The 22911-nt window shown below is 39.7% G+C and carries 17 protein-coding genes; 7 read left to right on the forward strand and 10 right to left on the reverse strand.

The annotated features are described in order from the left end of the window. Positions 1–10 precede the first annotated feature (10 nt). On the reverse strand, positions 11–949 hold the full coding sequence (locus tag ACKWB9_RS03010; RefSeq protein ID WP_414001509.1) for a mevalonate kinase family protein: 939 nt from the start codon (positions 947–949) through the stop codon (positions 11–13). Positions 950–1094: 145 nt separating this feature from the next. Then, entirely contained in the window at positions 1095–2180 is a 1086-nt protein-coding gene (gene mvaD, locus ACKWB9_RS03015; protein ID WP_414001510.1) for a diphosphomevalonate decarboxylase, read from the reverse strand. Positions 2181–2260: 80 nt separating this feature from the next. On the opposite strand from mvaD, the gene ACKWB9_RS03020 reads away from it, so the two are divergent. Continuing rightward, positions 2261–2734 (forward strand): TspO/MBR family protein, encoded by a 474-nt coding sequence (locus ACKWB9_RS03020; RefSeq protein WP_414001511.1) that lies wholly within the window; start codon positions 2261–2263, stop codon positions 2732–2734. 67 nt (positions 2735–2801) lie between these two features. Here the strand turns inward: ACKWB9_RS03020 and ACKWB9_RS03025 are convergent, their stop codons facing one another. From ACKWB9_RS03025 to ACKWB9_RS03035, 3 genes are read right to left on the reverse strand one after another with little or no spacing between them, the layout of a single operon-like run. Then, positions 2802–3344: a DUF1697 domain-containing protein gene (locus tag ACKWB9_RS03025; RefSeq protein WP_414001512.1), complete on the reverse strand. Its 543-nt coding sequence runs from the start codon at positions 3342–3344 to the stop codon at positions 2802–2804. Between the two features lie 6 nt (positions 3345–3350). Beyond that, complete coding sequence (locus ACKWB9_RS03030) at positions 3351–4625, reverse strand: BaiN/RdsA family NAD(P)/FAD-dependent oxidoreductase (RefSeq protein WP_414001513.1); 1275 nt, start codon at positions 4623–4625, stop codon at positions 3351–3353. After that, the gene (locus tag ACKWB9_RS03035) at positions 4625–5377 is read right to left on the reverse strand and encodes a glycerophosphodiester phosphodiesterase (protein WP_414001514.1); all 753 of its coding nucleotides are present in this window, start codon (positions 5375–5377) and stop codon (positions 4625–4627) included. Before ACKWB9_RS03035 ends, ACKWB9_RS03030 begins: the two co-directional genes overlap by 1 nt. A 185-nt stretch (positions 5378–5562) precedes the next feature. Between ACKWB9_RS03035 and ACKWB9_RS03040 the strand changes: the two genes are divergently transcribed. From ACKWB9_RS03040 to ACKWB9_RS03055, 4 genes are all read left to right on the forward strand, one after another. Further along, a complete protein-coding gene (locus ACKWB9_RS03040) occupies positions 5563–5985 on the forward strand; it encodes a hypothetical protein (protein ID WP_414001515.1) in 423 nt (140 codons plus the stop codon). 395 nt (positions 5986–6380) lie between these two features. Next, a complete protein-coding gene (locus ACKWB9_RS03045) occupies positions 6381–7733 on the forward strand; it encodes a vanadium-dependent haloperoxidase (RefSeq protein ID WP_414001516.1) in 1353 nt (450 codons plus the stop codon). 1 nt (position 7734) lies between these two features. Next, on the forward strand, positions 7735–8157 hold the full coding sequence (locus ACKWB9_RS03050; RefSeq protein WP_414001517.1) for a hypothetical protein: 423 nt from the start codon (positions 7735–7737) through the stop codon (positions 8155–8157). Positions 8158–8317: 160 nt separating this feature from the next. Beyond that, positions 8318–9172, forward strand: a complete 855-nt coding sequence (locus ACKWB9_RS03055; protein WP_414001518.1) for a hypothetical protein — start codon at positions 8318–8320, stop codon at positions 9170–9172. On the opposite strand, the gene ACKWB9_RS03060 is transcribed toward ACKWB9_RS03055, so the two are convergent. Next, entirely contained in the window at positions 9169–12879 is a 3711-nt protein-coding gene (locus ACKWB9_RS03060) for a metallophosphoesterase (protein WP_414001519.1), read from the reverse strand. The two genes, ACKWB9_RS03055 and ACKWB9_RS03060, sit on opposite strands and share 4 nt — an antisense overlap. Before the next feature lie 56 nt (positions 12880–12935). Here ACKWB9_RS03060 and ACKWB9_RS03065 point away from each other — a divergent pair, with 56 nt between their 5' ends. Continuing rightward, positions 12936–14141, forward strand: coding sequence for a Pycsar system effector family protein (locus ACKWB9_RS03065; RefSeq protein ID WP_414001520.1), 1206 nt, complete (start codon positions 12936–12938; stop codon positions 14139–14141). A gap of 9 nt (positions 14142–14150) precedes the next feature. Here ACKWB9_RS03065 and ACKWB9_RS03070 read toward each other — a convergent pair whose 3' ends face one another. After that, positions 14151–16523, reverse strand: a complete 2373-nt coding sequence (locus tag ACKWB9_RS03070) for a GAF domain-containing protein (RefSeq protein ID WP_414001521.1) — start codon at positions 16521–16523, stop codon at positions 14151–14153. 113 nt (positions 16524–16636) lie between these two features. Here ACKWB9_RS03070 and ACKWB9_RS03075 point away from each other — a divergent pair, with 113 nt between their 5' ends. Further along, entirely contained in the window at positions 16637–17533 is an 897-nt protein-coding gene (locus tag ACKWB9_RS03075) for a metallophosphoesterase family protein (protein WP_414001522.1), read from the forward strand. 140 nt (positions 17534–17673) lie between these two features. Here the strand turns inward: ACKWB9_RS03075 and ACKWB9_RS03080 are convergent, their stop codons facing one another. From ACKWB9_RS03080 to ACKWB9_RS03090, 3 genes are all read right to left on the reverse strand, one after another. After that, positions 17674–18564, reverse strand: a complete 891-nt coding sequence (locus ACKWB9_RS03080; RefSeq protein WP_414001523.1) for a sugar phosphate isomerase/epimerase family protein — start codon at positions 18562–18564, stop codon at positions 17674–17676. A gap of 257 nt (positions 18565–18821) precedes the next feature. Beyond that, positions 18822–21974 carry a DUF5107 domain-containing protein gene (locus tag ACKWB9_RS03085; RefSeq protein WP_414001524.1) on the reverse strand — a complete coding sequence of 1051 codons (3153 nt, stop codon included), beginning with the start codon at positions 21972–21974 and terminating at the stop codon, positions 18822–18824. An 18-nt stretch (positions 21975–21992) separates the two neighbouring features. Then, entirely contained in the window at positions 21993–22865 is an 873-nt protein-coding gene (locus ACKWB9_RS03090; protein ID WP_414001525.1) for an endonuclease/exonuclease/phosphatase family protein, read from the reverse strand. Positions 22866–22911 lie beyond the last annotated feature (46 nt).

Consider the following 22911-nt stretch of genomic DNA (forward strand, 5'->3'; position numbering starts at 1 on the left):
CTGGATTTTCCTAGAAGTTATAAACTACCTCAAGGTTATAGTCTTTCAGTGCCGCTCTGGCCTTATCGATATCCTCGGTAAAACCTAGAATATAACCTCCACCCCCGGAACCGCACAACTTTAGATAGTATTCATTGGATTCTATTCCCTTTTCCCAAAGCTCATGGAACTTTTTGGGGATCATGGGTTTAAAATTATCCAACACCACATGGGAAAGCTGTTTTAAGTTGCCAAAGAGCGATTTGATATTTCCGTTTACAAAATCCTCTACACAGGCATCGGTATGTTTTATAAATTGGTTCTTTAGCATGGAGCGAAACCCTTCCTGCCTCATTTTTTCCATAAACAACTGTACCATTGGTGCCGTCTCTCCCGTTGATCCGCTATCCAACAGAAATACGGCCCCTTTCCCTTCCAAATTTTGAGAGGGAATGCTGGTAGATTCTATATTGTCCTTGGAGTTGATAAGGATGGGAAGGCTCAAATAGCTGTTCAACGGATCCAGACCGGAAGACTTCCCGTGGAAAAACGATTCCATTTTCCCGAAAATGGCTTTCAAACGCAATAGCTTTTCCCTGGTAAGATTTTCCAGTACCGTAATCTTGTCATGGGCATATTTATCATAAATGGCGGCGACCAATGCCCCGCTACTGCCCACACCATACCCCTGGGGGATGGAACTGTCAAAATACATCCCTTCGGAAATATCTTTTTCCATTTTTTTTAGATCAAAGGAAACCAACTCCGGACCCTCATTGGAAATATCTTCTAAATATGCCGCAAACGATTTTAAACCTTGATTTGATTTTTTTGCAATTCCAGATAAATTACCATCTACCTTTAGGGCTCCTTTATAAAAATTATAGGGAATGGATAATCCTTTGGAATCCTTTATAATTCCATATTCCCCGAACAGAAGTATTTTAGAGTAAAAAAGTGGTCCTTTCATTGATCTACTATAAAGTAAATTAAAATAGTTCTTCCTTAAAGATAGCAAACTGGATTGCAAAGTTTAACCTTTTTCTTTAAAACGAGTGACAAAAAGGTCAAAATGTCAATCCAAAACGGTTATTTGTTACCTATAGTATTGGTTTTTAGCCCAATTTCTTTGCCCCATAACCTATACGATCACAAATATGCTGTTGGTTCTCACAGTAAACGAGCAGTTCATTTTTGACAAAGGCATATACTTTTTCTTTCTCGTTTTCCGGATAGAGTACATGAACATTGGCTCCCGCATCCAAAGTAAAACAGACATGCGTCCCGGATTTTTCTCGAAAATCCCTTATTTTTTGGATGACCTCCAGAGTATTCGGTTTCATTAGAACAAAGGAAGGTTGGCTCGTCATCATCATGGCATGCAATGTCAAAGCCTCGCTTTCCACTATTTCTATGAACGTATCCAAATCTCCCTTTTCAAAAACAGACCTTAATTTACTCAAATTGTTATGTGCCTGTTGAAAGCGTTGTGCCGCAAAAGGATGGTCGTGCATTAGGCCATGTCCGATCGTACTGCTTACCTGCTTTTTTCCTTTATCCACCAAAAGAATGGTATCATGATAGCTATTGAAAACGTTATGGACTTTATATGGATACTTTATACCGAATAGATCCGAACTGCCTTCCGTTTCTTTATGTGCCCCCCATTGCACCAAATCGCCTTCAATACTTCTACAGGCGCTCCCAGAGCCTAATCTGGCCAAAAACGAAGCTTTTCTGGTAAAATATTCCTGCGTCATTTCAGGGTTTAGTTCCCGTTCGATCTCCAATAAACATAAGGCCAGGGCACTCATACCACTTGCGGACGAAGCTATACCGCTACTGTGCGGAAAAGAATTGGCCGTTTCAATTTTTAGGTGATAGCTTTTTAAAAAAGGCAAATAGACCGTTATTCGTTTAAAAAATGTTTGGATCTTTGGCTTAAAATCCTCATTAGGCCTTCCTTCAAAAAACAGGTCGAACGAGAAATGGGAGCCGGCGGATCCCAATTCATAAAATGTTACCGTTGTAGTGGTAGCACAAGCTTCCAATGTAAAACTAACGGAAGGGTTTGCAGGGATTTGATTTTCTTTTTTTCCCCAATACTTCACCAAAGCAATATTGCTCGGCGAACTATAGGTTATTTGTCCCTTTTCAACTTTTTGCGGATAAACTCCGGGAATAAAATCTTTTTCGGTCATTAAAGCGACGTTTCTGCAAAGATAGTTTTTCGTACCCCCAATAAAAATAAATCCTTATTTTAGGGGAAAACACTAAGAAATTGAAAAAAAGATTAACCTACGTTATCGTCTCCGTGATTATTTGTTTGATTATCGGTTTTCTATCTAGTATTGTCACGCAGACTTCCGTAAACGATTGGTATCTAACCTTAAGCAAACCAACTTTTAATCCCCCTAACAAACTTTTTGCACCGGTTTGGACCGTACTCTATATTTTAATGGGGGTATCCGCCGGTTTGGTATGGAGTAAAGGTTTTCATCATAAGTGGGTTAAAACGGGCCTTTACCATTTTGGGTTTCAACTATTGCTCAATGCGTTATGGACCATTGTCTTTTTTGGTCTTATGCAGCCCCTTTGGGCATTGTTGGTCATTATTGCACTGCTTATTATGATCGTTCTTACTATTAAATGGTTCAATGTGGTAAGTAAGGTAGCGGCCTTTCTTTTGGTACCCTACCTACTTTGGGTAGGTTTTGCGACAGTGTTGAACTATAAAATATGGGAATTGAATTAGGTTCAGAACACAAGCATCAAGCCCTGGCCTCAACGATAGTTCATAATTTATGCACAAGGTTCCCTTCCTAACGATTTGAAAGTTCCAATAACTTTTGCATTGTCCGAAAGTTTCTAGCTGTAGCCTTTACCTTTAACTTGCGCTCTATCAAATTACTGCTAAGTTTAGCCTGGCCATATCCTTTTTTGCAACAGAGGTAAACACAGGTATCCGTTATTTTAAACTGTTCGTTCACGTAGTGTTCCTCCCTGAGACACGCCACTTCTTTTGGTTCGGGAATTACGCTCAACAACACAAAATATATTCGATTATTGGCTAGATCTTTGTCATTATCAAAAGGGTTATTGGCCAATATTTCATGTATTTCCTTTACTGTTCTTATCAATACGGGAACTTCAAACCCAAAGTGTTTTTCAATACTTTGGGCAATCAGTTCTTCCAATGCTCTTTTTGAATCCAAATCGCTTTCAAAAACGACATTTCCGCTCTGGATATAGGTCCGTACCTTGCTAAAACCTTCATTCTCCAAAACATTTCTAAGTTGGGCCATGGGAACTTTTTTATGTCCGCCAACGTTTATTCCGCGTAGAAATGCAATATAGGTGTCCATACACGGCTATTCTTCGGGGGTCAGATTTTCTATGATTCCCTGTGCGGCATGATAGGCTCCCGTCCAAGCATTCTGAAAATTGAACCCTCCCGTAATGGCATCCACATCGATTACCTCTCCTGCAAAGAAAAGGTTCGGCAGAATTTTACTCCCATAGGTCTTAAAATTAATTTCTTTTAGATCCACTCCGCCCGCAGTTACAAACTCCTCTTTAAAGGTGCTTTTTCCTTCTACGCTAAAAATACAAGTGGTTATCTGCTCCGCCAATAATTGTAATTGATGTTTGGAAACTTCCGGCCAGGTAAGGGAATCCGATAGTCCGGAGGCCCGTACCAAAATTGTCCAAAGTCTTTTGGGCATATCCAAGACCTTTGTCCTGATTATCGTTTTTCTTTCTATTTCCTTTACATCCATGAACATTCCCATAAGTCCGTTTTGATGATATCCCGGAGCCCAGTTTACAGAAATCCTAAACCGATACCCGTATTCGTTCAAGACCCTGGCACCCCAAGCCGACAGTTTTAATATAGCGGGGCCGCTCATACCCCAATGTGTAATTAAAATCGGCCCTTCGGAAGATAATTCAATGGTCTTGCGTTTTTTACTTTTTGCTTTTGGACGAAAATTCTTTTTGGGCAAAACCGTAACCTCGGCATCGGCAGTAATCCCTGGAATATTTGCAATCCGATCATCCGAAATATTGAAGGTAAAGAGCGAAGGCACAGGTGGCACTATGGTATGCCCCAACTCTTGAAGCCTATCCCACATTTTGGTATTGCTGCCCGTAGCAATCAGCAGGTTCTTCGTTTTTAACGTGGTATCCTGGGTTTTGACCTTCCAATAGGGACCGTTTTTTTTTATGTGCTCAAAACCGGTCACTAAGGTTTTCTTTAAAATCTGAATCCCTAATCGTTCGGCCTCGGACAAAAAACAATCTATAATGGTCTGGGAGGAATCGGTTTTTGGAAACATTCTGCCATCTTCTTCTATTTTTAAGGGAATTCCCCTTCTTTTAAAAAATGACATCGTATCGCTACTGGCATGGCCGTGAAAAGGGCCCAATAGCTCTTTCTCTCCCCTGGGGTAATTTTTTATAAGCTCACTTGGGACAAATTCGGCGTGCGTTACATTGCAACGGCCACCTCCGGAAACCTTGACCTTGGTCAAAACTTCACTGCCCCGCTCTAAAATTGCGATTTTACAATCCGGTTTGGATTCCCCTATATGAATAGCGGCATAAAAACCTGCAGCCCCACCTCCTATGATTAGAATATCATACATTATCGTACACGTTCTGGATAATTGGTTATAATACCATCAACACCTAATTTCCTCATTTGTTGAATATCATCGGGTTCATTGACCGTCCATGTATAGATTTTGAGGTTTTCTTTTTTGATTCGTGACACAACATCGGCATTCAAAGTCCTGAAGTTAGGATTTATAGCTACAGCATTCAATTTTTTAGCCACCGGAATGGCATTGATCGGGTTTTCTTCAGTAAGAACAGCTATGTCCACTTCTGGATTAAGTGTTCTCATAATTTCCAATTCGTTCCAATCAAAACTCGAGATCATGAAGTTTTGCCTAGGCCAATGATGTTCTCGGATATAGTTGTCCATAATGAGGTTGACCGGCCCCGAAGTATTTGCTCCTTTCAGCTCTATGTTCAATGCGATCTTGTTATCGATCAATTTTAAAACATCTTGCAATACGGGTATCTTATGACCACCATCCAACGTTAATTGTTTTAGTTCTGAAATAGTATATGCTTCTATTTTCCCATCGGAATTGGTCAATCTATCCACAATTTTATCATGGAAGACTACAATCTCCCCACTTTTGATCTTAAAGACATCTATTTCTATCATGTCCACGCCCAAATCCAAGGCCTTTTGCACCGAAGCCAATGTATTCTCCGTTTCGTGGCCCATGGCACCTCTATGACCAACGACCAAAGGGTCTTTATCTATCATCGTACAACTTGTAATCGCAAGTAAGGTAATAAAACTTAATAGATAAATGTCTTTCATTTTTGGGTGCTTTAGCGGAAATTCAAAAATACGCCATGAAAATGAAACTCTTCTTGAAAACAGATTCCCTGAATAATAATCCATGTTATTCGCAATCACGGAATCTAAAAAATGAGGTGTTTTTTATAAAACCCATAAGTTTTATTTAATATATTTATCTCATTAACAACCAATTAAATAAAATTATGTTCACAAAATCAAATTTACTCGCTACGTTAGCCGCTACTGTCGTCATGTTCTTATTGGGTTACCTAATTTGGGGAATCGCCACGGTTGATTTTTATACCGCCCATACTATTACGGATACGGCCAAGGACCCCATGAATATCCCTTTAATCGCTTTGGCCAATTTAATCGCATGCTTTGGTATGAGCACGCTATATGGCAAATGGGCCCGAGGTGTTCATAGTGCCAAAGAGGGGTTTGAATTTGGTGCCTTTATTGGCCTTATCATCGGTTTTGGAGTGTTCTTGGTCATGTATGCCACTGCCAATGTCATGGATTTAACCGGACACATCGTAGAAGGAATCATAGACATTGTCTACTATGGGGTAGTCGGAGCGGTAATCGCGGTAGTTTACAACGCTACAAGCAAGAAAAGTGCTTGAACATATCATTAACCTCCTTTAAAGGGGTTTATTACTAAAAATATAGCTTTCACTTTAATGAAAGCTATATTTTTATCATTCAAAACGGATTTAGTTGCGCTTGAACATGGCCAATACCACTGTTCACCATAACCTCGGTAAACGGCCCCGTTATAGGGTTTTTAAAGTATGCTCATAATCGGAAGAAGTTTTGCCTCTCTCCAAAACCCTTTCTCGGTATATCCATAGAAAGTAAAAAAAAATGTAATTTTAGATACTCTTATTCGGTTTGGACCTCATGCAAAAACCCATGGGACATCTAAACATCATTCACTTAAGGAACAAACCGCCTATATTGGCAGCACTTAATAACGATAGGACACGAATATATGATTAATAGGAAAAGGCAAATAGCAATGAAAAAACATATTGCATTACTACTATTCTTGGGAATTTTACTTTTTACCTGTAAAAAATCCGTAGAACCCATAACGATTTCTCCAGAAGAATTTCATGCATCCGTGGACAAGGTGACCGCAGTTATGATCCATGACATATTCTCCCCTCCGGTGGCCAGCCGTATTTTTGCATACCCCAATATTGCCGCATATGAGATCATTGCACTGCATAACGAAGATTATCTTTCATTGTCCGGGCAGGTCAACGGGTTGACCGATATTCCCGAACCCAATACGGAAAAGGCTATTGATTACAGGTTATCAGCTTTGATCGCCCATATGGATTTGAGCAGAAGGCTCATTTTCTCAGAAGAAAAAATGAACGTCTTAAGAGACAGCCTATATACCCTTTGGCAAAACAAAAACGCTACACTTTTTGAAGCTTCCAAAACATACGGACTAGAAGTTGCGGAACATGTAACACAATGGATGGACAAGGACAATTATGCACAAACACGGACCATGCCCAAGTTTACGCTGAATAGTGATGATTCTTCGCGCTGGCAACCTACCCCTCCGGCCTACATGGATGGTATTGAGCCCCATTGGAGCAAAATACGTCCGTTTGTATTGGATTCGTCAGAACAATTTAAACCAATACCTCCACCTCCTTTTTCCATGGAAAAAAATTCCGATTTCTATAAAGAATTAAAAGAGGTCTATGACATCAGTAATGAGATCACAAAAAATGGCGATGAATCCGAGGAAATAAAAATTGCCCAATTTTGGGATTGCAATCCTTATGTTTCCGTAACCCGAGGACATTTAATGTTCGCCACAAAAAAGATAACTCCAGGTGCACATTGGATAGGGATCGCAAAAATTGCCAGCAGAAAAACAGCATCCGATTTTGATAAAACGGTCTACACATATACCAAAACCTCAATAGCCATTGCAGATGCCTTTATAAGTTGTTGGGACGAAAAATACCGCAGTGATCTAATTAGGCCGGAAACATTGATCAATGAATATATAGATGATGATTGGACACCTGTTTTACAAACCCCTCCGTTTCCCGAATATACCAGTGGACATAGTGTCGTATCCGGTGCCGCAGGCACAGCACTAACAGATATATTTGGCGATAACTTTGCTTTTGATGACGACACTGAAGTACCTTATGGGTTGCCTGTTAGGAGCTTTACGTCTTTTAATGCCGCAGCTGACGAAGCGGCAATTAGCCGCATGTACGGTGGCATACATTACAGGGCCGCTGTTGAGGTCGGGGTAAAGCAAGGCAGATCATTGGGCAAATTTGTTGTGGGAAATTTGAATATGGTCAACGATAAAAGTACCATAGCTTTAAAATAAAATGAAGGGGAAGTTTGTTTTCACCACGGGGTTCATTCTAATTGCGGCCCTTACCTGGTATCTTTTTATAAAGCCATACGATTATGTAATCCGTTTTAAATCAAAAACTTTACCGGATACCATTAACCAAACATTAAAAGCTTGGGACAATGCCTCGGAAGAAATGACGATAGTAGAGCAAGAAAACGGCAACTCCATTGAACAACAGGTAGCAATAGACAGCATAGACTATATCTATAAATGGCTAATAACCCCCACAAAAGATTCAATGTCCCAAGTTAAGATATACATAAAAGATAGTGAACATAGTCTAAAGAATAGAATGCTAATTCCTTTTATGGAAACGGATATTGAAAAATCGGCCAAGGAAAAAGTACTGGATTTTATAACAAATTTAAAAAACCATACCAAAACTTTAAAGTAACTTTAATAGGTGGGGAAGCTTATAAAGTTATATACTGTGATACTGTGCCTATGTAAAAGAAAGGGGTTACAATTTGAAAATTGACCCTCGTTCTATTGCGGTTTTCCATAGTGGCCCTATAATGGAAAACCAACATATTCATAACTTTTAAAATCCGGCGATGATTAAATCTATTGGTTTATTGTTTCTTTTGTTTTTAAGCAGTTGTACACATTACGGACAATTGAATTTTATAACCGACCTTCCCGATAAACTGGAAGAAAACTCGGGATTGATATCGTTAAGGGACTCCACTATTTGGACCGTAGAGGACAACGGCAATAAAGATGAAATATACAAGATTGATTTTAAAGGGAATATACTCAAATCCTTAAAAGTAAAAAATGCCAAGAACAGGGATTGGGAAGATTTGACCAAAGACAAAAAAGGCTATGTCTATATTGCTGATATTGGCAATAATGCCAATGACAGAAAGGATTTGACAGTTTATAAAATTCCCGATCCGGAAATCGAGAATGGGAGCAAAATCGAGGCCGAAAAAATTGAATTTCACTATCCCCAACAAAAAAAGTTCCCGCCCAAAAAATCCAAAAGATACTATGATGCCGAAGCTATTTTTCACCACGGCACCCAACTTTACATCTTTACCAAAAACCGGTCCAATCCATTTACCGGTGAAACCCATATTTATACTGTTCCTGATTTAAAAGGAAGATATGAGGCAAAATTGATCGGCACCGTTCAAATAGGCCAAGATTGGAAAACATGTCAAATAACCGGAATCGATATTTCTCCGGACGGCACTACGATCGTGGCTTTGAGTTATGGAAAACTCTTTGTTTTTACAGGTTTTACCTGGGATAATTTCTCCAAAGGAAATATGAGGGAAATCGACCTGGGTATAAGGACCCAGCTGGAATCCATCTGCTTTATAAACAACAATACCTTATTACTTTCCGACGAGGCTTCCCATGGGCAAGGTGGAGATCTTTACAGCTATACCCTACAGGATTAGAACCCAAAACCCAATCCAAAGGTAAACCGAGGTCCATCTTCACTATGGAACAACGCCAAATTAAGTGATAGAATATCCGAACCGTTTAAAAAGAATCCGCCACCATAAGAGGTATGCCATTGGTCCGAGCTAATATTCGGAAACCAAACACGACCATAATCAAACCCTGCAAAAAGTCCTATAGAAGTAGGGAGTATTCGCGTTCGCATCTTCCTTAAACTAAATCTGACATCCGTGTTTTGATAATAGGCGGTCTTACCGGTAAAACGTTGATTTCTGAAACCTCTAAGGCCATCCACACCTCCAATACTTGCTCCTTGATAAAATTCATATCCGTTGCCAATATTAAAATGCCCTTTCCACTTTGTGGCCAAAACCAATCTTCCATTGGGTATCAACTTATAATCAAATGACAGTGTTGGAATTATATATCCAAAATTTCCCCCTTCCACATCTATATTATCCTTGAAACCAAATTTTATGGACGTGGCCATCCCCATAGTAGGAAAACCGGCATTATCCTTATTTTCATAGGTATATTCCCCGTGAACGCCTACAAAATCATTTTGAGTCTCTTCACCATTCTGTTGATAAAATGTATTTATAAACCGATTTTCCGTCTCTTCCACTTCTATAGATTCATACGAAATTCCCGTTCTGAATTTAGCTCCCAATTTGCCTCGCCATACCAATGACGGGGCAAATTCAAAATTTTGAATTCTCACACGATTATAATCCAGGTCCAAATCGTCATCCAAATTTTGGGTATCGTTCCCAAATCCAAAAAAATTGATCGCAAAATTGGGACTTGTAAAACGGACTTTAAATTCCATATTCCAATTTTCAAATATCTCCGCAAACTCTCCCCTATATCCTAGATTGAAACCGTTGGTCGCAAAATAATACGCGGCATCTATATTATGCTGTTGGGTAAAAGGGTTTTGCCTGAACCCATTAAAGGTATAGGTGTTGACTATGCCCACCCGCATACCATCATCTGGATTAAACCCAACCGTGGGAATCAACTGATTGGAACTACTCCTAATATTGAGCGGACGATAGGTATTCACGTTATAGTCGTCCGTCAATTTAATCTTGGCACCACCCGTCTTGTTCAACGTATTGGGTTTGCTTTTATAATCATATACGACAATACCTTTTCCGTTGTTGATTTCATATACATCATTGTTCTGCCCTCCGATCAGTCTCACTTTTATTCCGTCTGCATTCGTTGTATTGTTCACTTCAAAAATGTCATCGTCATCCAGGCCATAAATCCATATCTCCTTGGTATTTGAACTGAAAAAGGTTTTGCCATAAAATTGCTTTTTCTTTTTACCTTCAATATTTCGGTAGGCCTTAACTTCGGTTTCCTTTTCATTTAATCGATTAATTTCAAACCAATCGTCTTTATCCGTTCCGGTTATTACGGCATATTTATTAAGGATATTATAATATTCTTTTGCCGTCTCTTCTATATTTTGAAGCCTGGCCATAAGAATATGTTTTATTTGGGTTACGGTTTCGTCCCTAACTTCTTCCGGGAAGGCCATAAAAGCTTCATCTATATCTTCTTCTTTTAGGTGGTCCTCCAAATATTTTGCTTGGGCGATCCATTCTTCTTTCGTGGTCCCGGCCAGTACGGCAAGATCTAGCACATAGGTTTTTGGTGATGAGTTAAACCCCTTTACACTTCTTATTTCCTCGTTAAACCCTTCCATTATCCGCAAACCCGGAATTATTCGGGTGGCAAGCCCCATAAGCGCACCGTCTCCCATTATGGAAAAGGCCTGATCCCTATCGCGCGGAACCGGTCTATAGACAATTTTCTTCTTCTCCTTAAACTCTGCCCAGCGCCATTGATCCACATGCCTGTCCCAGTCCCCTATAATCATGTCGAACAACCTTGCACGTAAATAGGCATCGGTATCTACTCCATATTTCTCATCGTCCCTCAAGTTTTTCAACATGGTATCCGTACTTTTTAGCTCATTGGAAAATCCAAAGCTTTCTAGATTCCCATGTCCATCGCCTGCATGTTCTTCGATCATGTACAGCTCATCTCCAAATACATCATTAAAACTTCCCAGTGCATTTTGCTTTGGAACGTAATATAGAACGGGATTGGTATGGTAAATACCAACGGCATCCGAAAGCCTTCCGATCGGAAAGGGCGCATAGGGGTGCGAGCCCGTATAAAAATCCTGAAGCAGTTCTTGGGTATAGGTCTCCTTTAAATCGTCCAATACATATTGATCTTGAAAAACCATGGATTGCAAATAGAGCCCGGCATTTTTTCGTAAAGCGCGCATTACGTATTCCTTGCCGTCCTTATCCCGTAAACGCAACGATTTGGATTGATGCCCCCCTCCTTTTCGTATAGGTTCTACCCCGCCAAAAAGTGTGTCTAACAGAACGGTAGGGGTACTGACCTCTATCCCATAATATTTTCTATAGCGTTCTCCCCAAACCGATGTATAAAATCCACCCTTATCTACTTCATCCTGTGTATGTATAGAAGCCTTCATCCGCGGTGGAAAGGAATTTCCGTAGTTCAATTCCGTTTCGGGCCTATCCGGTGAAAGCACTTCCGAGGTAAACAAAAACTCTTCTTTACCCTCATCATTTGCACCGTAATATCGCACTCTGGAAGAACCGTCCTTATACACTTCCAAAACGGCATAGCCCGTAGCACCTGTTGAAAATTCACTCCCGTTCAACAACCTTGTCGCTCCCTTTTTGGCTCCGGACCCACTAACTATTTGCGGTGTATTATTTTCAACAATATATTGGAGCGAATGCTCGTGCCCCGAAGCAAAAATTACTTTTTCGGAGTATTGGGCCAAAGTAGTTACCCGTTTCCTTAACTCCATATACCTCTTATTTTGAAGGTCTTCTATGGAAGCTCCCGTAGTTCTTCGGAGTATATTGATAAAAGTCCCCAATACCGGAATAGGAACGGGAAGCTTTTGGGGGTACAGTTGTTTTTTAAAAGAGTATTGGCCGCCATGGGGGCCATAACTGGTCATGGGATGATGCATGGCAATAATGGTAGTACGCTCCCTATTTCCCTTTATGGCATCCTCAAGTTCCAAAAGGAATTTTCCCCTGCTCTTGATCTCGCACTTGTCATTAATACCGGGGTTTTTATCCCAATTGGTCAGGTACCATTCCGTATCCAAAAGGATTATGGCAATATCGTCCCCTATTTCCTTCACCTCTATGGGGCATCCATTCTCTGGAAGAAAGGCATCTTTATCCTTCAAAACTTTTTGCACATAGTTTTCCTGCCTTTTAAGGCCTTTTACTCCCCCTGCATACCAATCGTGATTGCCTGGAATAAAAATCGGCCTACCCTTAAAGTTTTCCAATGTCCTTAGTTGTGCATCCAAATGGTTTTTTGCTTCACCATATGCAACGGCAGCATCTTTGGAATCGGGTAAACCTGCCGGATAAATATTGTCCCCTAAAAAAATGGCCGTACTATTTTTATCGGCCTTATCCAATTTTTTCTTAAACATGCCCAATGTGGGGTTCATGCCTCCCATAGGCGATAATCCGGCATCTCCAATAAGGTAGAATGTATGCGAAATCTCTTTTCCCGTTGCTATATCCTTAGTATCGATTGTATCGATATACTTGGATTTGTAGGTAGCGCAACCTGTTATAAAAAGAAGTAATAAGATATATATGTAATATTTATTCATATGAAATGTTCCTATGTTCAAATTTTCGTATTTTGGATAATTATAACTCTTTTTATATGTCGGCCATCTTAGAGAAAACTAAAAATTTTGTAGTAGATCTTTTGTCCAATGAACTTGACCCCAAATACCTCTATCATAATTTAAGGCATACCCAACGTGTGGTTAAAAGTACTAAAGAATTATTGAACTCTTGCTCGCTGTCCGACGATGAGAAAGAGATCGTTCTTTTGGCCGCCTGGCTTCACGATACCGGATACACCAAGGGGACAACGGATCATGAAACACGAAGCTGTGAAATAGCCAAGGAATTTTTGGGAAATGAGGGCTATGAGACCCAAATGACGAACATTATATTGGATTGCATCATGGCCACGGCCAGACATGCAGAACCAAAATCCCTGTCCGAGAAAATCCTACGTGATGCGGATGCTTCCCACTTTGCCCAAAAGAGCTATCTGGAAACGGCAGATTTTCTAAGGGAGGAGCTCAAACTATTGGGCATAGCGGATTATAATTATAAAGAATGGCTAAACGCCAATATAAAAATGTTCAGGACGGAGCATCAATTTTATACGGAATACGCCAAAGAGCATTGGCAGCCTGGAAAGGACAAAAACCTAAAGCGGCTTATCAAGGACAAAAAGTCCGATAAGGAAATAGCCAAGAAAGAAGCCTTAAAGGCCAAATACAAAAGCGAAAGCCCGGATCGGGGCATTCAAACACTTTTTAGGGTAACCTTAAAAAACCATATCACATTAAGTGATATTGCGGACACAAAAGCGAATATCCTATTGTCCGTAAATGCGATTATCATCTCGTTGGCACTGTCCAATCTTATTCCCAAATTGGACAATCCGTCCAATGAATACTTAATTTACCCCACGGTCGTTTTTATCGTATTCAGTATCATCTCTATGGTCTTAGCCGTTATGGCGACCCGCCCGAACGTTACCAGTGGGCAGTTTACCAAAGAAGACGTAAAACAGAAAAAGGTGAACCTCCTGTTCTTTGGTAATTTTCATAAAATGAAATTGGACGAATATGAATGGGCCATTAATGAGCTGGTAAAGGATAAAAAATATATTTATTCTTCCCTGACCAAGGACCTTTATTTTTTGGGTCTTGTACTGGACAGAAAATATAAGTTATTGCGCTGGACCTATACCATATTTATGATAGGTATGGTGGTCTCCGTAATTGCATTTGCGGTATCTTTTAAACTTTATGGCCCGGAAAGGGTACTGGCTTCAGTGCTGTATTAAATTAAGGCCTTAATCTTCCAAGGCCTCCATTAGATCATTATAGGTATAGGTTCTTTCCGAAGCTCCATCGGTCTTATATAATATTTCCGCCCTAATGGCCTTTAAACCGGAGACACCCTGCAGACCTTCTAATTCCACAATTTCAATAGTATTGGTAAAATACCCTTTGGACCTTAAGAACTTAATGTAACGTAAATATTCCAGTTCGTCTTTTTTCTGGGAATAGACTATGGCAATTTTACCCGTCTGCGTAAGCCTTTCACTGGTTCCCTTAATATAGGATTTATCTATACGTTTCTTTATGATCTCATAGCGTGCATTGTAAGTACCGTCTACATCAAACTGTTTTTCGTCCATACGAAACCGGATAGACAAAGAGGTATTGTATACCAATATCAGAGAGGTGGCATCTAACTGGACAGGCAGCTTTGGTTTTAAGGTATAATGTGTATTTTCCATTTCGCACATTACCTGTAACTGCCATAATCTCAAATTATTAAGATACAATGGGTTGAATTCTTGTTTACTCGAAATAGATTCCCCTATGTACATATTGTGTTCAACGCCATCTGTCTTATAGCGTTCAAAATAATGAGGGAACATGGCCTGCGCCTCTTCTTGTTTTTTATCTATAACCGAAACCAGTTTCATATTGATGAGCATCACACTTTCATCATAGTTCTTTCTATGATCATAGTAGGATTCCGTATCCGCATCTATTTGGGATTCATAGGCAAGAACATATTTGGCCAATTCCTTATCCGTGTTCTTTATGTGGCCGAATACCGGAATGATCTCTTCCTTTACAAAATCAAAAATGGATTGTTCGCTATTGGTATACAATATTTCCTTGATACTGTCCAAATGATTATTTACCCGAAACATGAGTTCTTCGTAAATAGGAAGTCGATTTTTTTCAAATGCTCTTTGCAAGACTTCATGGATTTCGGTCAATTGAATCATTAAGTCCTTTTGAATGGCCCCATTGCGTGCCTTTGAGGAGTCTTTAATATCTATTTGTCCATAAAGTGGATAAACGTCCTTGAAGACAATCTCTTTAAAAGAAGGTTGCCCTCCTTCCAGCTGGTCTTTAATAAAATATTTTGCTTCTTCCTGAAATCTCCAATATACGGAAGAGTGTACGGAAGTACACTCATTTTGAATAATCGCATCTATGAGATTTTCTTCCTCTATCTTGGATCGAACCACAGCAGAGACAATGTACGGCATTACATCATCCAACTTTTTTGCATTTACCCCATTAAGGACGTTTTTCTTTTTGGAAACGATTTCCAAAACGCCCAAAAGCTCGTTCTCAAAAGCTATCGGAGCAAAAATGGCACTCTTAATACCCTGATCGTTCAAGGACTTATAGGGGTCTATACCCCCGGATTTTAGGGCATACTTACTTACATCCGCAATGGCGAAATATGTGTTGTCCTTAATTAATTTACTATAAGAATATTGGCAAAGTGCCTCATCACAAACCTGAGCGTCCCTCCCGTTTAAAATAAAGCTGGCGATCCCTTTTCCGTAAACGGGTTCAAACCGGTCATCTTTGGAATTATAGTTTACAAAACCAACTTTAATATCCGGCAACCTAAAGAAAGATCTAAACGTTTCTTGGAGATCGGTCATAAAATTATCATTCCCCCGCTTATCACTGGCAATCAATTCCGATTTGATTTCTGAAATGGAGTGCTCTGCGGTAACATCGAACATATTGGAAATTACAAACCCCTTGGAAATAAAACTTCCCGGAGGTATTTTTTCCATCCAAAGTTCCAGGTTATCAGGATTTTCCAAGAGCTCATCTACATCTTCCTGGGTAATTTCCTTTGATTTATCCGTAGGCAGCAATTCCAGAAAATCGGCATTATAAAGAATACGATAATGGTGCATAACACCATTCGCATCGGGAATATCATAAAAGTAAGGTCTGCTAAAATCGAGCTTAAATCCGTAATAATAATTCAGGATTACAATACAGCCCATGATATAATCCAGGCCTTCCACCTGATCTCTCATGATGGGTTCAAAACCAAGACCGGCTTCCCTTACAATTTTTTGAAAGCGTTTGGATGAATTAAAAATCACATCATAGTACGGTAATGATGCAACTTTAATTTCATTTTCACTAAGAACCGGAGAGAAAGTGTCTTGAAGTATCAGGCCAATGACATCCTTATATTTGTCCAACAAGGCCAGATCATAAAAGCCCTCCCTAAGTTCCGGATAGCCTTCCTGTGCCTTTAGAACCTCTTTTGCCCTGGCTGCCAAAAAAGAATCATCACTCTCCTTAAATGCATCATAACGCCTTAAAAGCTTATCAAAGCTTATAAGATGTTTCAATGGCAATATTTTGTCCTCCCCTTTCATCATGCCTTAATGAGTCTACAAAACCACTATAAAATTACAAAACTATACGTAGTTTTTTGTTAAAAGTTTGTTTCTTGGGCTTGGCACTTTTTCGGATATTTATATAAATTTCAAAAATGTCGTCCGCAACCAGACTTTCCAGAGCCTATGAAAAGGCCAAGACCATTCCTTTTGATGATACTTCCAAGTTTATTCTTTTTAGCGACTGCCATCGTGGGGACAACAGTTTTGCAGATGATTTTGCCAACAACAGAAACATATATTTTCATGCTCTGACCCATTATTATAACAAGGGTTTCGCATATTGTGAGTTGGGGGACGGGGACGAGCTTTGGGAGAACATATATTTTGAATCTATATTTGAAGCCCATAAAAATGTCTTTAAACTGCTTCGGCAATTTCATTTAGAAAATAGATTGCACATGGTATGGGGCAATCATGATATGGTCTATAAGGACAAAGCTTATGTGGATAAGCACCTATCCAGTTATTTTGAACCCATTGACGATACGGACAAAGACCTTTTGGAGGGCATTATGTATAGCGAAGCCTTGCTTTTAAAACACACCAAAACGGGCCAGGAACTTTTTTTAACACATGGACACCAAGCGGATTGGTGGAACTATAATTTTTGGCGATGGGGCCGTTTTCTGGTCCGTGTTTTATGGAAACCACTACAGGTATGGGGCATAGCGGATCCAACCAGCCCCGCAAAAAACTATAAGGAACTTATAAAACTGGAACGCAGGATAAAACGGTGGATCTTAAAAAACAATTTATTGATCACTATAGTGGGCCATACCCACAGACCACGTTTTCCGGAACCCGGTGATATTCCTTTTTTTAATGACGGTAGTTGTGTACACCCCAGGAGCATTACGGGGATAGAAATAGAAAATGGCCAGATCTCATTGATCAAGTGGCATATAGATACCATGGTAGATGGCACATTAAAGGTGATGAGAATATTGCTGGAAGGCCCACAGAAACTCGTGGATTACATTCAAAAATAGGTAGGTACCTTACCTCTCGGGCAATAAACGGTACATGTTCTAATTGGGCATAACATTATTCCCGGCCATATACGGTTGACATTCCAGGGTTTTTCCAAGTAATGTAATCCCTTATCGAAATCCTTAAATTATGTTGTTATCTACTTGTACAATTCCGTTTGAAGTTGGCCCAGGAAGTTCTTTACCCTTTCCTTAAAATTTTGATTACCAAAAGTTTCGATCGGCAGATAACCCCGATAATTAGACCTTTTTATAATCTTGACCAAGCGTTTAAGGTCTATAGGTCCTTCTTTTCCATTATGATAGACCAATTCTTTTATCTGCCAATTGACCGCATAGGGTATCATTTCCTCAATATTGGCATAAAGATCTCCTTCCCGATAGCTACCTATATCCAGGACCAGACCAAACCAGTCCGAATTCACCAATTCTATAATTTCCTTGGACTGTTTCGGGGTCTTTACAAAAGCATTATGGTTCTGCATGGCAATAATAACACCATGCCGGGCCCCATATCTGGCGCAGGCCCGAAATCCCTGTACTACCCACTGCAATACTTCCGCCCTTTCATGTCCGGAGTAATCGGAGTGTCCTGCAAAGACCCTAAGTACGGGAGCTCCCAATTTTGCCGCTACTTCTACCCATTGTTTTATGCGGACCAAACTTTCTGCCCTAACATGGGCATCGGGGTTGGTAAAGTCGTTACTTATCCCGGTACCACTTATGGCCAGGCCCAACCTATGTGCTTTCTTTTTTATATGGTAGATATACGTATCGTCCGGTGGGGTGGGATAATCGGGCAGATAGTACCCGGTAAGGTCAATGGCATCAAAACCAACTTCCGAACAAAATTCCAGCAGTTGGTCCACCGTCATTTTCTTTGTCCTTAACCATGTATTAAAAGAGTAGGCATTAAGGCTTGTCTTAAACCGATAGGCCTGTTCATATATTCTATTTCTACCCAAAACGGGCAAGGCGGTCAGGAACAAAGGTCCGAACAGAAGCCACTTAATCGTATTTCTCCTTTCCATCCGTTCTATTTTATATGGGTATAGTTGAAAATATAAATATAGCATTTAAGAGAAACACTGGACCGTACATTCCATCAAAATGAACTCGTTTATACGAGTTCAATATGTATACACTTAAAATTCAAAGGTATTCCCTATAGTCTGCCATATACCCTTCCTTGGGAAGAAATGCAAAAAACCGTCAATGCCAGAAAGAATTTAACTTACATTCTTTCCGTTCATTTTGCATGACAAGGATTCTAAACATCGATACGCTGCTACCGGTCTGCGCAATAGGCCATAATGTCCATTAGTTTTTGATCAATACCATTCTTGGCCATTAATGCGTTTATTTTTTCTTTTTTCTTTGCATAAACGGCCAACAAGAACTTGGCATCGGTACTATTAGCAGATGCTTCTTTAACCTTCAGTATCAATTGCTCCAATTCTTTTTCCTTTTTCAACTTACCAAGGGTCAATAGGGTGAAAAAGGTATTTACCGTAATCTTATCCGATTCTTTTTCAGAGTAGTTTGAAACATTTTCAAAATACATCTTTGCTTCGTTCTGCTTATTCAGATTTTCACTGCATAGCCCCAGTAAATAATCCGGTAATCTAGTATCGGGATTATAAGGAGCGCCGACACCCAAATTTTCCGGCCATTTTTTAGATGCTTTAAGCAACTGTACAGCCTTGTTAAATCGCCCCTTATCCATATTTTGTTTTGCCAAATATATATGGGCCTCATTATATATGTTCTTGCTTTCTGTGGCCAATTCAAACGGTAAAACCTGCAAACCGTTTAAAACCGATATTGCTTTAGGGTATTCACCGGTTGCTACCAACGCTTTGCTATAATTTAACCCAATATTGTAATTTTTTGGAAACTTTTTGAATGCTTTCTTTCCATGGGCAGTGGCTTCTTTTCCTTTATCGTTACCTAAATAAAACCGAATAATATCGTCCCAAGTTTTCCAGTCTTCCGTTTTTAACGAAAGGGCTCTTTTATAATCTTTTAGTTGATTATCAAAAGGCTCTTCTTTTAAAATTTCTGCCCTAAACCTATAAAACGCATTATTATCTGGGCTATCACCACATTGTTTCAGCAGTTTTTTTGCTTTGTTCTTGAGTCCGACGGCTAAACAATTTTGTGCTAAATAGTACTTGAATCTCCAATCATCACGCAAAGAAACAGCCCATTGTAATATAGGCACGGTCTCTCTTCTATAGGGAAAAACAAAATCAGGGGATTCTTTTGCCAGCCCATTAATCAATGCTGCACTCTTTTTCGTATCCTTCTTTCTTAAAATATAAGCCAAAAACAACTTGGATTTGCTATCGGCAGTGTTTAAACTCAATAATTCAACAGCTGTTTCATCTTGACCCAAATTCAGATAGGTCAAGGCCAATTCCAATACGGTTTCATTGCCAAACTCATTGTGAATGCTTTGCAAAACAACAGATGGGTCATGGTTTGCAAGCTTTATCTTTTCAAAAGTGGCAAAATGGTTTATGGGACTGATTTCATGTATTTCATCAAGTTGCATGTTGAAAGCATCAGGTTTGTTCAACGTTCTATAGACAATCAGGAGTACTTGCCTTGCATTCAAATTGTATTTGTTAAAATCCAATGCTTTTTGGGCGTACGTTTCCGCTTTCTTTACATCGTCCCTATAAAGATATATTTCTGCCATTTGTGCATAGGAAACCGAGCGATATTGAATAGATCTGGCCGCCCAACCCAAAGATTCCAAAGCGTTAAGGGCATCCTTTTGGGCCCAATACGAAATCCCTGCCATATAATTGGCTCCTGCATTATAGGTGTCAAGCCGTAATACGGTATTGGCATACTCCAAAGCTTTGTCATAACGGGTTTTTCGATATTCGGATTCTGCAGCAAGAATCAATGCCCCGGTATGTGATGGATCTAGAGTAAATAGTTCCGATACTTTTTCATCGGCCAGATTATACTCTCTATATTTCATGGCCTCTAAAGCTTCATGATACAATTTCTCGACTTCTGATATTTTAACTTCCGGGTTGTGATGAAAATTCCTTTTGAGCAATGTTTCGTTTACAGAACTGTAGTGCAGTTTATCTTTTCCCAGAACGACCTTAAGGGTATCCCCATCTTTACAGGTGAAAGTTGTTTCAAAGACCTGCATGGGCTCCATCTGAAGGTCTTCAGATGACACCTCTTCTCCATTTATGAAAATTTGCAGTGGTTCGCTAAAAGATTGCAGGGCATTGATTCCTAAAGTAGTATTAGCTCCTTTGCGCTCTATGTTAAGAACCCCATATTCGGATGCGGCCTCCATACCTCCAATTTCCTTGATGGGAAACCATAGTTCTTGCCATGAATCCATTACATAAGGGTCAAAATTGGCTTGAGAAACCGGATTTTCCGCTCCGGGAAAATATTGATTGAACAATCGCCCTGCCTGAAATTCAATATACTGCCCATCCGTATCGGTCAAAAGATCTTCCCAAATACCCCCAGATCTGGAAAGTGCCCATAACCATAATTTTTGTCCGGGCATTTCTTCGTAGGGTGATAAATGCCCAAAACCTACATTTTGATCATGGTAATATCCTCCAAAATAATTTTTATAATCCCCGACGATATGATATGATTTCGATGGCCCAAAATTATTGTTCTTGTATAACGCCAAATTTCTTCCTTCTTCATCTATAGGCCACTTTTGCCAGTTGCCATTGTGTTCCAAATAGCCGTTACCGGGAATAAAAAATTCCAAATCTTCTGTTGCTGCGGCCGCACCCGTCATCCAATTGTAATACGATTGGTTTAAGGGGGTTCCGTTGTACCATGAAGCATTGGTTTCAAAGTAGGCCTTATCTTTTTCCAATCTGATTTCTACTTGCCAATAGGTTCTGGATGGTAAATCTAAATTGCCCACAACGCAACTTACACTACCGTCTTTGTTTTCAAGGATTTTATAATCAACAGGGGTAGCGGTGGAAGGGTGATGGCCTATTATTCCAAAATTAAATTCTATGCCTCCTGATGTCCATGGACCACGCATGGCAATGTTCCTAAACTTGACCACATCATTTTTGTATAAAAATTCATTGCCCGTACTCTTTTCTATAGCGCCCCAAACTTTTCCGCCGACTTCGGGCAACACCTCGACCTTAATGTATTCATTCTCTAACGTAATTACTTTCCAATCCTTTTTTTGTGCTTTATGTTCATACCCATCAAACTTAAAATAAGGGAATATTTTAGGGTTTTCGGTCAGTATGGGAACAGGATCCGGGGTGTCGAAACCATAGGTATCCAATTGCCTTACTTCTTCATTGACCGTAGCAGATTGTGACAGCAATAGATAGGGCAAAAAACACACTATGGCCAACATATGGTTAATCCGCAATATTGATAAATCAAAAGTGGATGGTATGAGCGTTCTCATTAGGTGTTGCTTATGTTGTTATTTTTTTGAAACCAATTCCAAATCCATCAATAACGGCAGGTGATCTGAAGCAATAGGTTCTTGTATGACATCGACTTCAACAACCTTCCACCTATTTTTGGGTCTTGGAAGAATATAATCTATTTGCTTTATGGGGTCGGTCGCTGGGACCGTATACAGTTCTTTGCCCAAGTTCTCGTTCATCCAACCTTTTTCTTCAAGCAACCGGATAGGTTCAGACTGAGGAATCACGTTTAAATCTCCCGTCAAAATGGCAAGGGTCATATCTTCAGAAAAAAAGGCTGTTTCAATCACTTCAATACTTGCTTTTCTTGCCTCTTTGGTACCAATGGTATTCAAATAATCGAAATGTGTGTTTATCAATCTTAATTTTTCTTCCTGTCCAAGCCAGGATGAAAGGTCAATATCAACACACATGGCCTCATACCTACTACTGCTGGCACTAGGGATGGAAACGTTACCAATGTACTCTATAGGATACTTTGATAAAATGGCATCGCCATAATACAATTGGGATTCTGGTACGGGAATGCCCAACAATCGATACAGGTTTGGTGGTTCTATTTCTGTAGAAGCCCCGAAAACACCTTTCATTCCGGTCAGTTCGGCAAGTTTTGACACCATAACAGAATCGCTTACCTCCTGTAGACCAACAATGTCAGGGTTCAGTTCGTTTATAACGTCTGCTATTCGCTGGAGGTCTTTTTCTGAATCGGTACCAACACCATAATGAATATTATAGCTTAATACTCTAATGGTTTTTTTCTCTTCTTCTAAGGTTTGTGCGTATAACGAAGAAAAAACGCCCGCTATAAACAGCATCAAAAATACAATCCCATACCTGCGTTCTTGGGTTAAAATAAAATTCATTGTATACTTTTTATTCTATCTAAAGGAAATTTATGATTCTTTTTAA

The sequence above is a fragment of the Maribacter spongiae genome (assembly GCF_047345125.1).
Classification (GTDB): domain Bacteria; phylum Bacteroidota; class Bacteroidia; order Flavobacteriales; family Flavobacteriaceae; genus Maribacter.

Coding starts and splice junctions, on each gene's coding strand:
- ACKWB9_RS03065 (WP_414001520.1), top strand. CDS start 12,936: ATGTCGGCCATCTTAGAGAAAACTAAAAATTTTGTAGTAGATCTTTTG.
- ACKWB9_RS03045 (WP_414001516.1), top strand. CDS start 6,381: ATGAAAAAACATATTGCATTACTACTATTCTTGGGAATTTTACTTTTT.
- mvaD (WP_414001510.1), bottom strand. CDS start 2,180: ATGACCGAAAAAGATTTTATTCCCGGAGTTTATCCGCAAAAAGTTGAA.
- ACKWB9_RS03050 (WP_414001517.1), top strand. CDS start 7,735: ATGAAGGGGAAGTTTGTTTTCACCACGGGGTTCATTCTAATTGCGGCC.
- ACKWB9_RS03070 (WP_414001521.1), bottom strand. CDS start 16,523: ATGATGAAAGGGGAGGACAAAATATTGCCATTGAAACATCTTATAAGC.
- ACKWB9_RS03090 (WP_414001525.1), bottom strand. CDS start 22,865: ATGAATTTTATTTTAACCCAAGAACGCAGGTATGGGATTGTATTTTTG.
- ACKWB9_RS03025 (WP_414001512.1), bottom strand. CDS start 3,344: ATGGACACCTATATTGCATTTCTACGCGGAATAAACGTTGGCGGACAT.
- ACKWB9_RS03010 (WP_414001509.1), bottom strand. CDS start 949: ATGAAAGGACCACTTTTTTACTCTAAAATACTTCTGTTCGGGGAATAT.
- ACKWB9_RS03075 (WP_414001522.1), top strand. CDS start 16,637: ATGTCGTCCGCAACCAGACTTTCCAGAGCCTATGAAAAGGCCAAGACC.
- ACKWB9_RS03030 (WP_414001513.1), bottom strand. CDS start 4,625: ATGTATGATATTCTAATCATAGGAGGTGGGGCTGCAGGTTTTTATGCC.
- ACKWB9_RS03080 (WP_414001523.1), bottom strand. CDS start 18,564: ATGGAAAGGAGAAATACGATTAAGTGGCTTCTGTTCGGACCTTTGTTC.
- ACKWB9_RS03085 (WP_414001524.1), bottom strand. CDS start 21,974: ATGAGAACGCTCATACCATCCACTTTTGATTTATCAATATTGCGGATT.
- ACKWB9_RS03060 (WP_414001519.1), bottom strand. CDS start 12,879: ATGAATAAATATTACATATATATCTTATTACTTCTTTTTATAACAGGT.
- ACKWB9_RS03040 (WP_414001515.1), top strand. CDS start 5,563: ATGTTCACAAAATCAAATTTACTCGCTACGTTAGCCGCTACTGTCGTC.
- ACKWB9_RS03035 (WP_414001514.1), bottom strand. CDS start 5,377: ATGAAAGACATTTATCTATTAAGTTTTATTACCTTACTTGCGATTACA.
- ACKWB9_RS03055 (WP_414001518.1), top strand. CDS start 8,318: ATGATTAAATCTATTGGTTTATTGTTTCTTTTGTTTTTAAGCAGTTGT.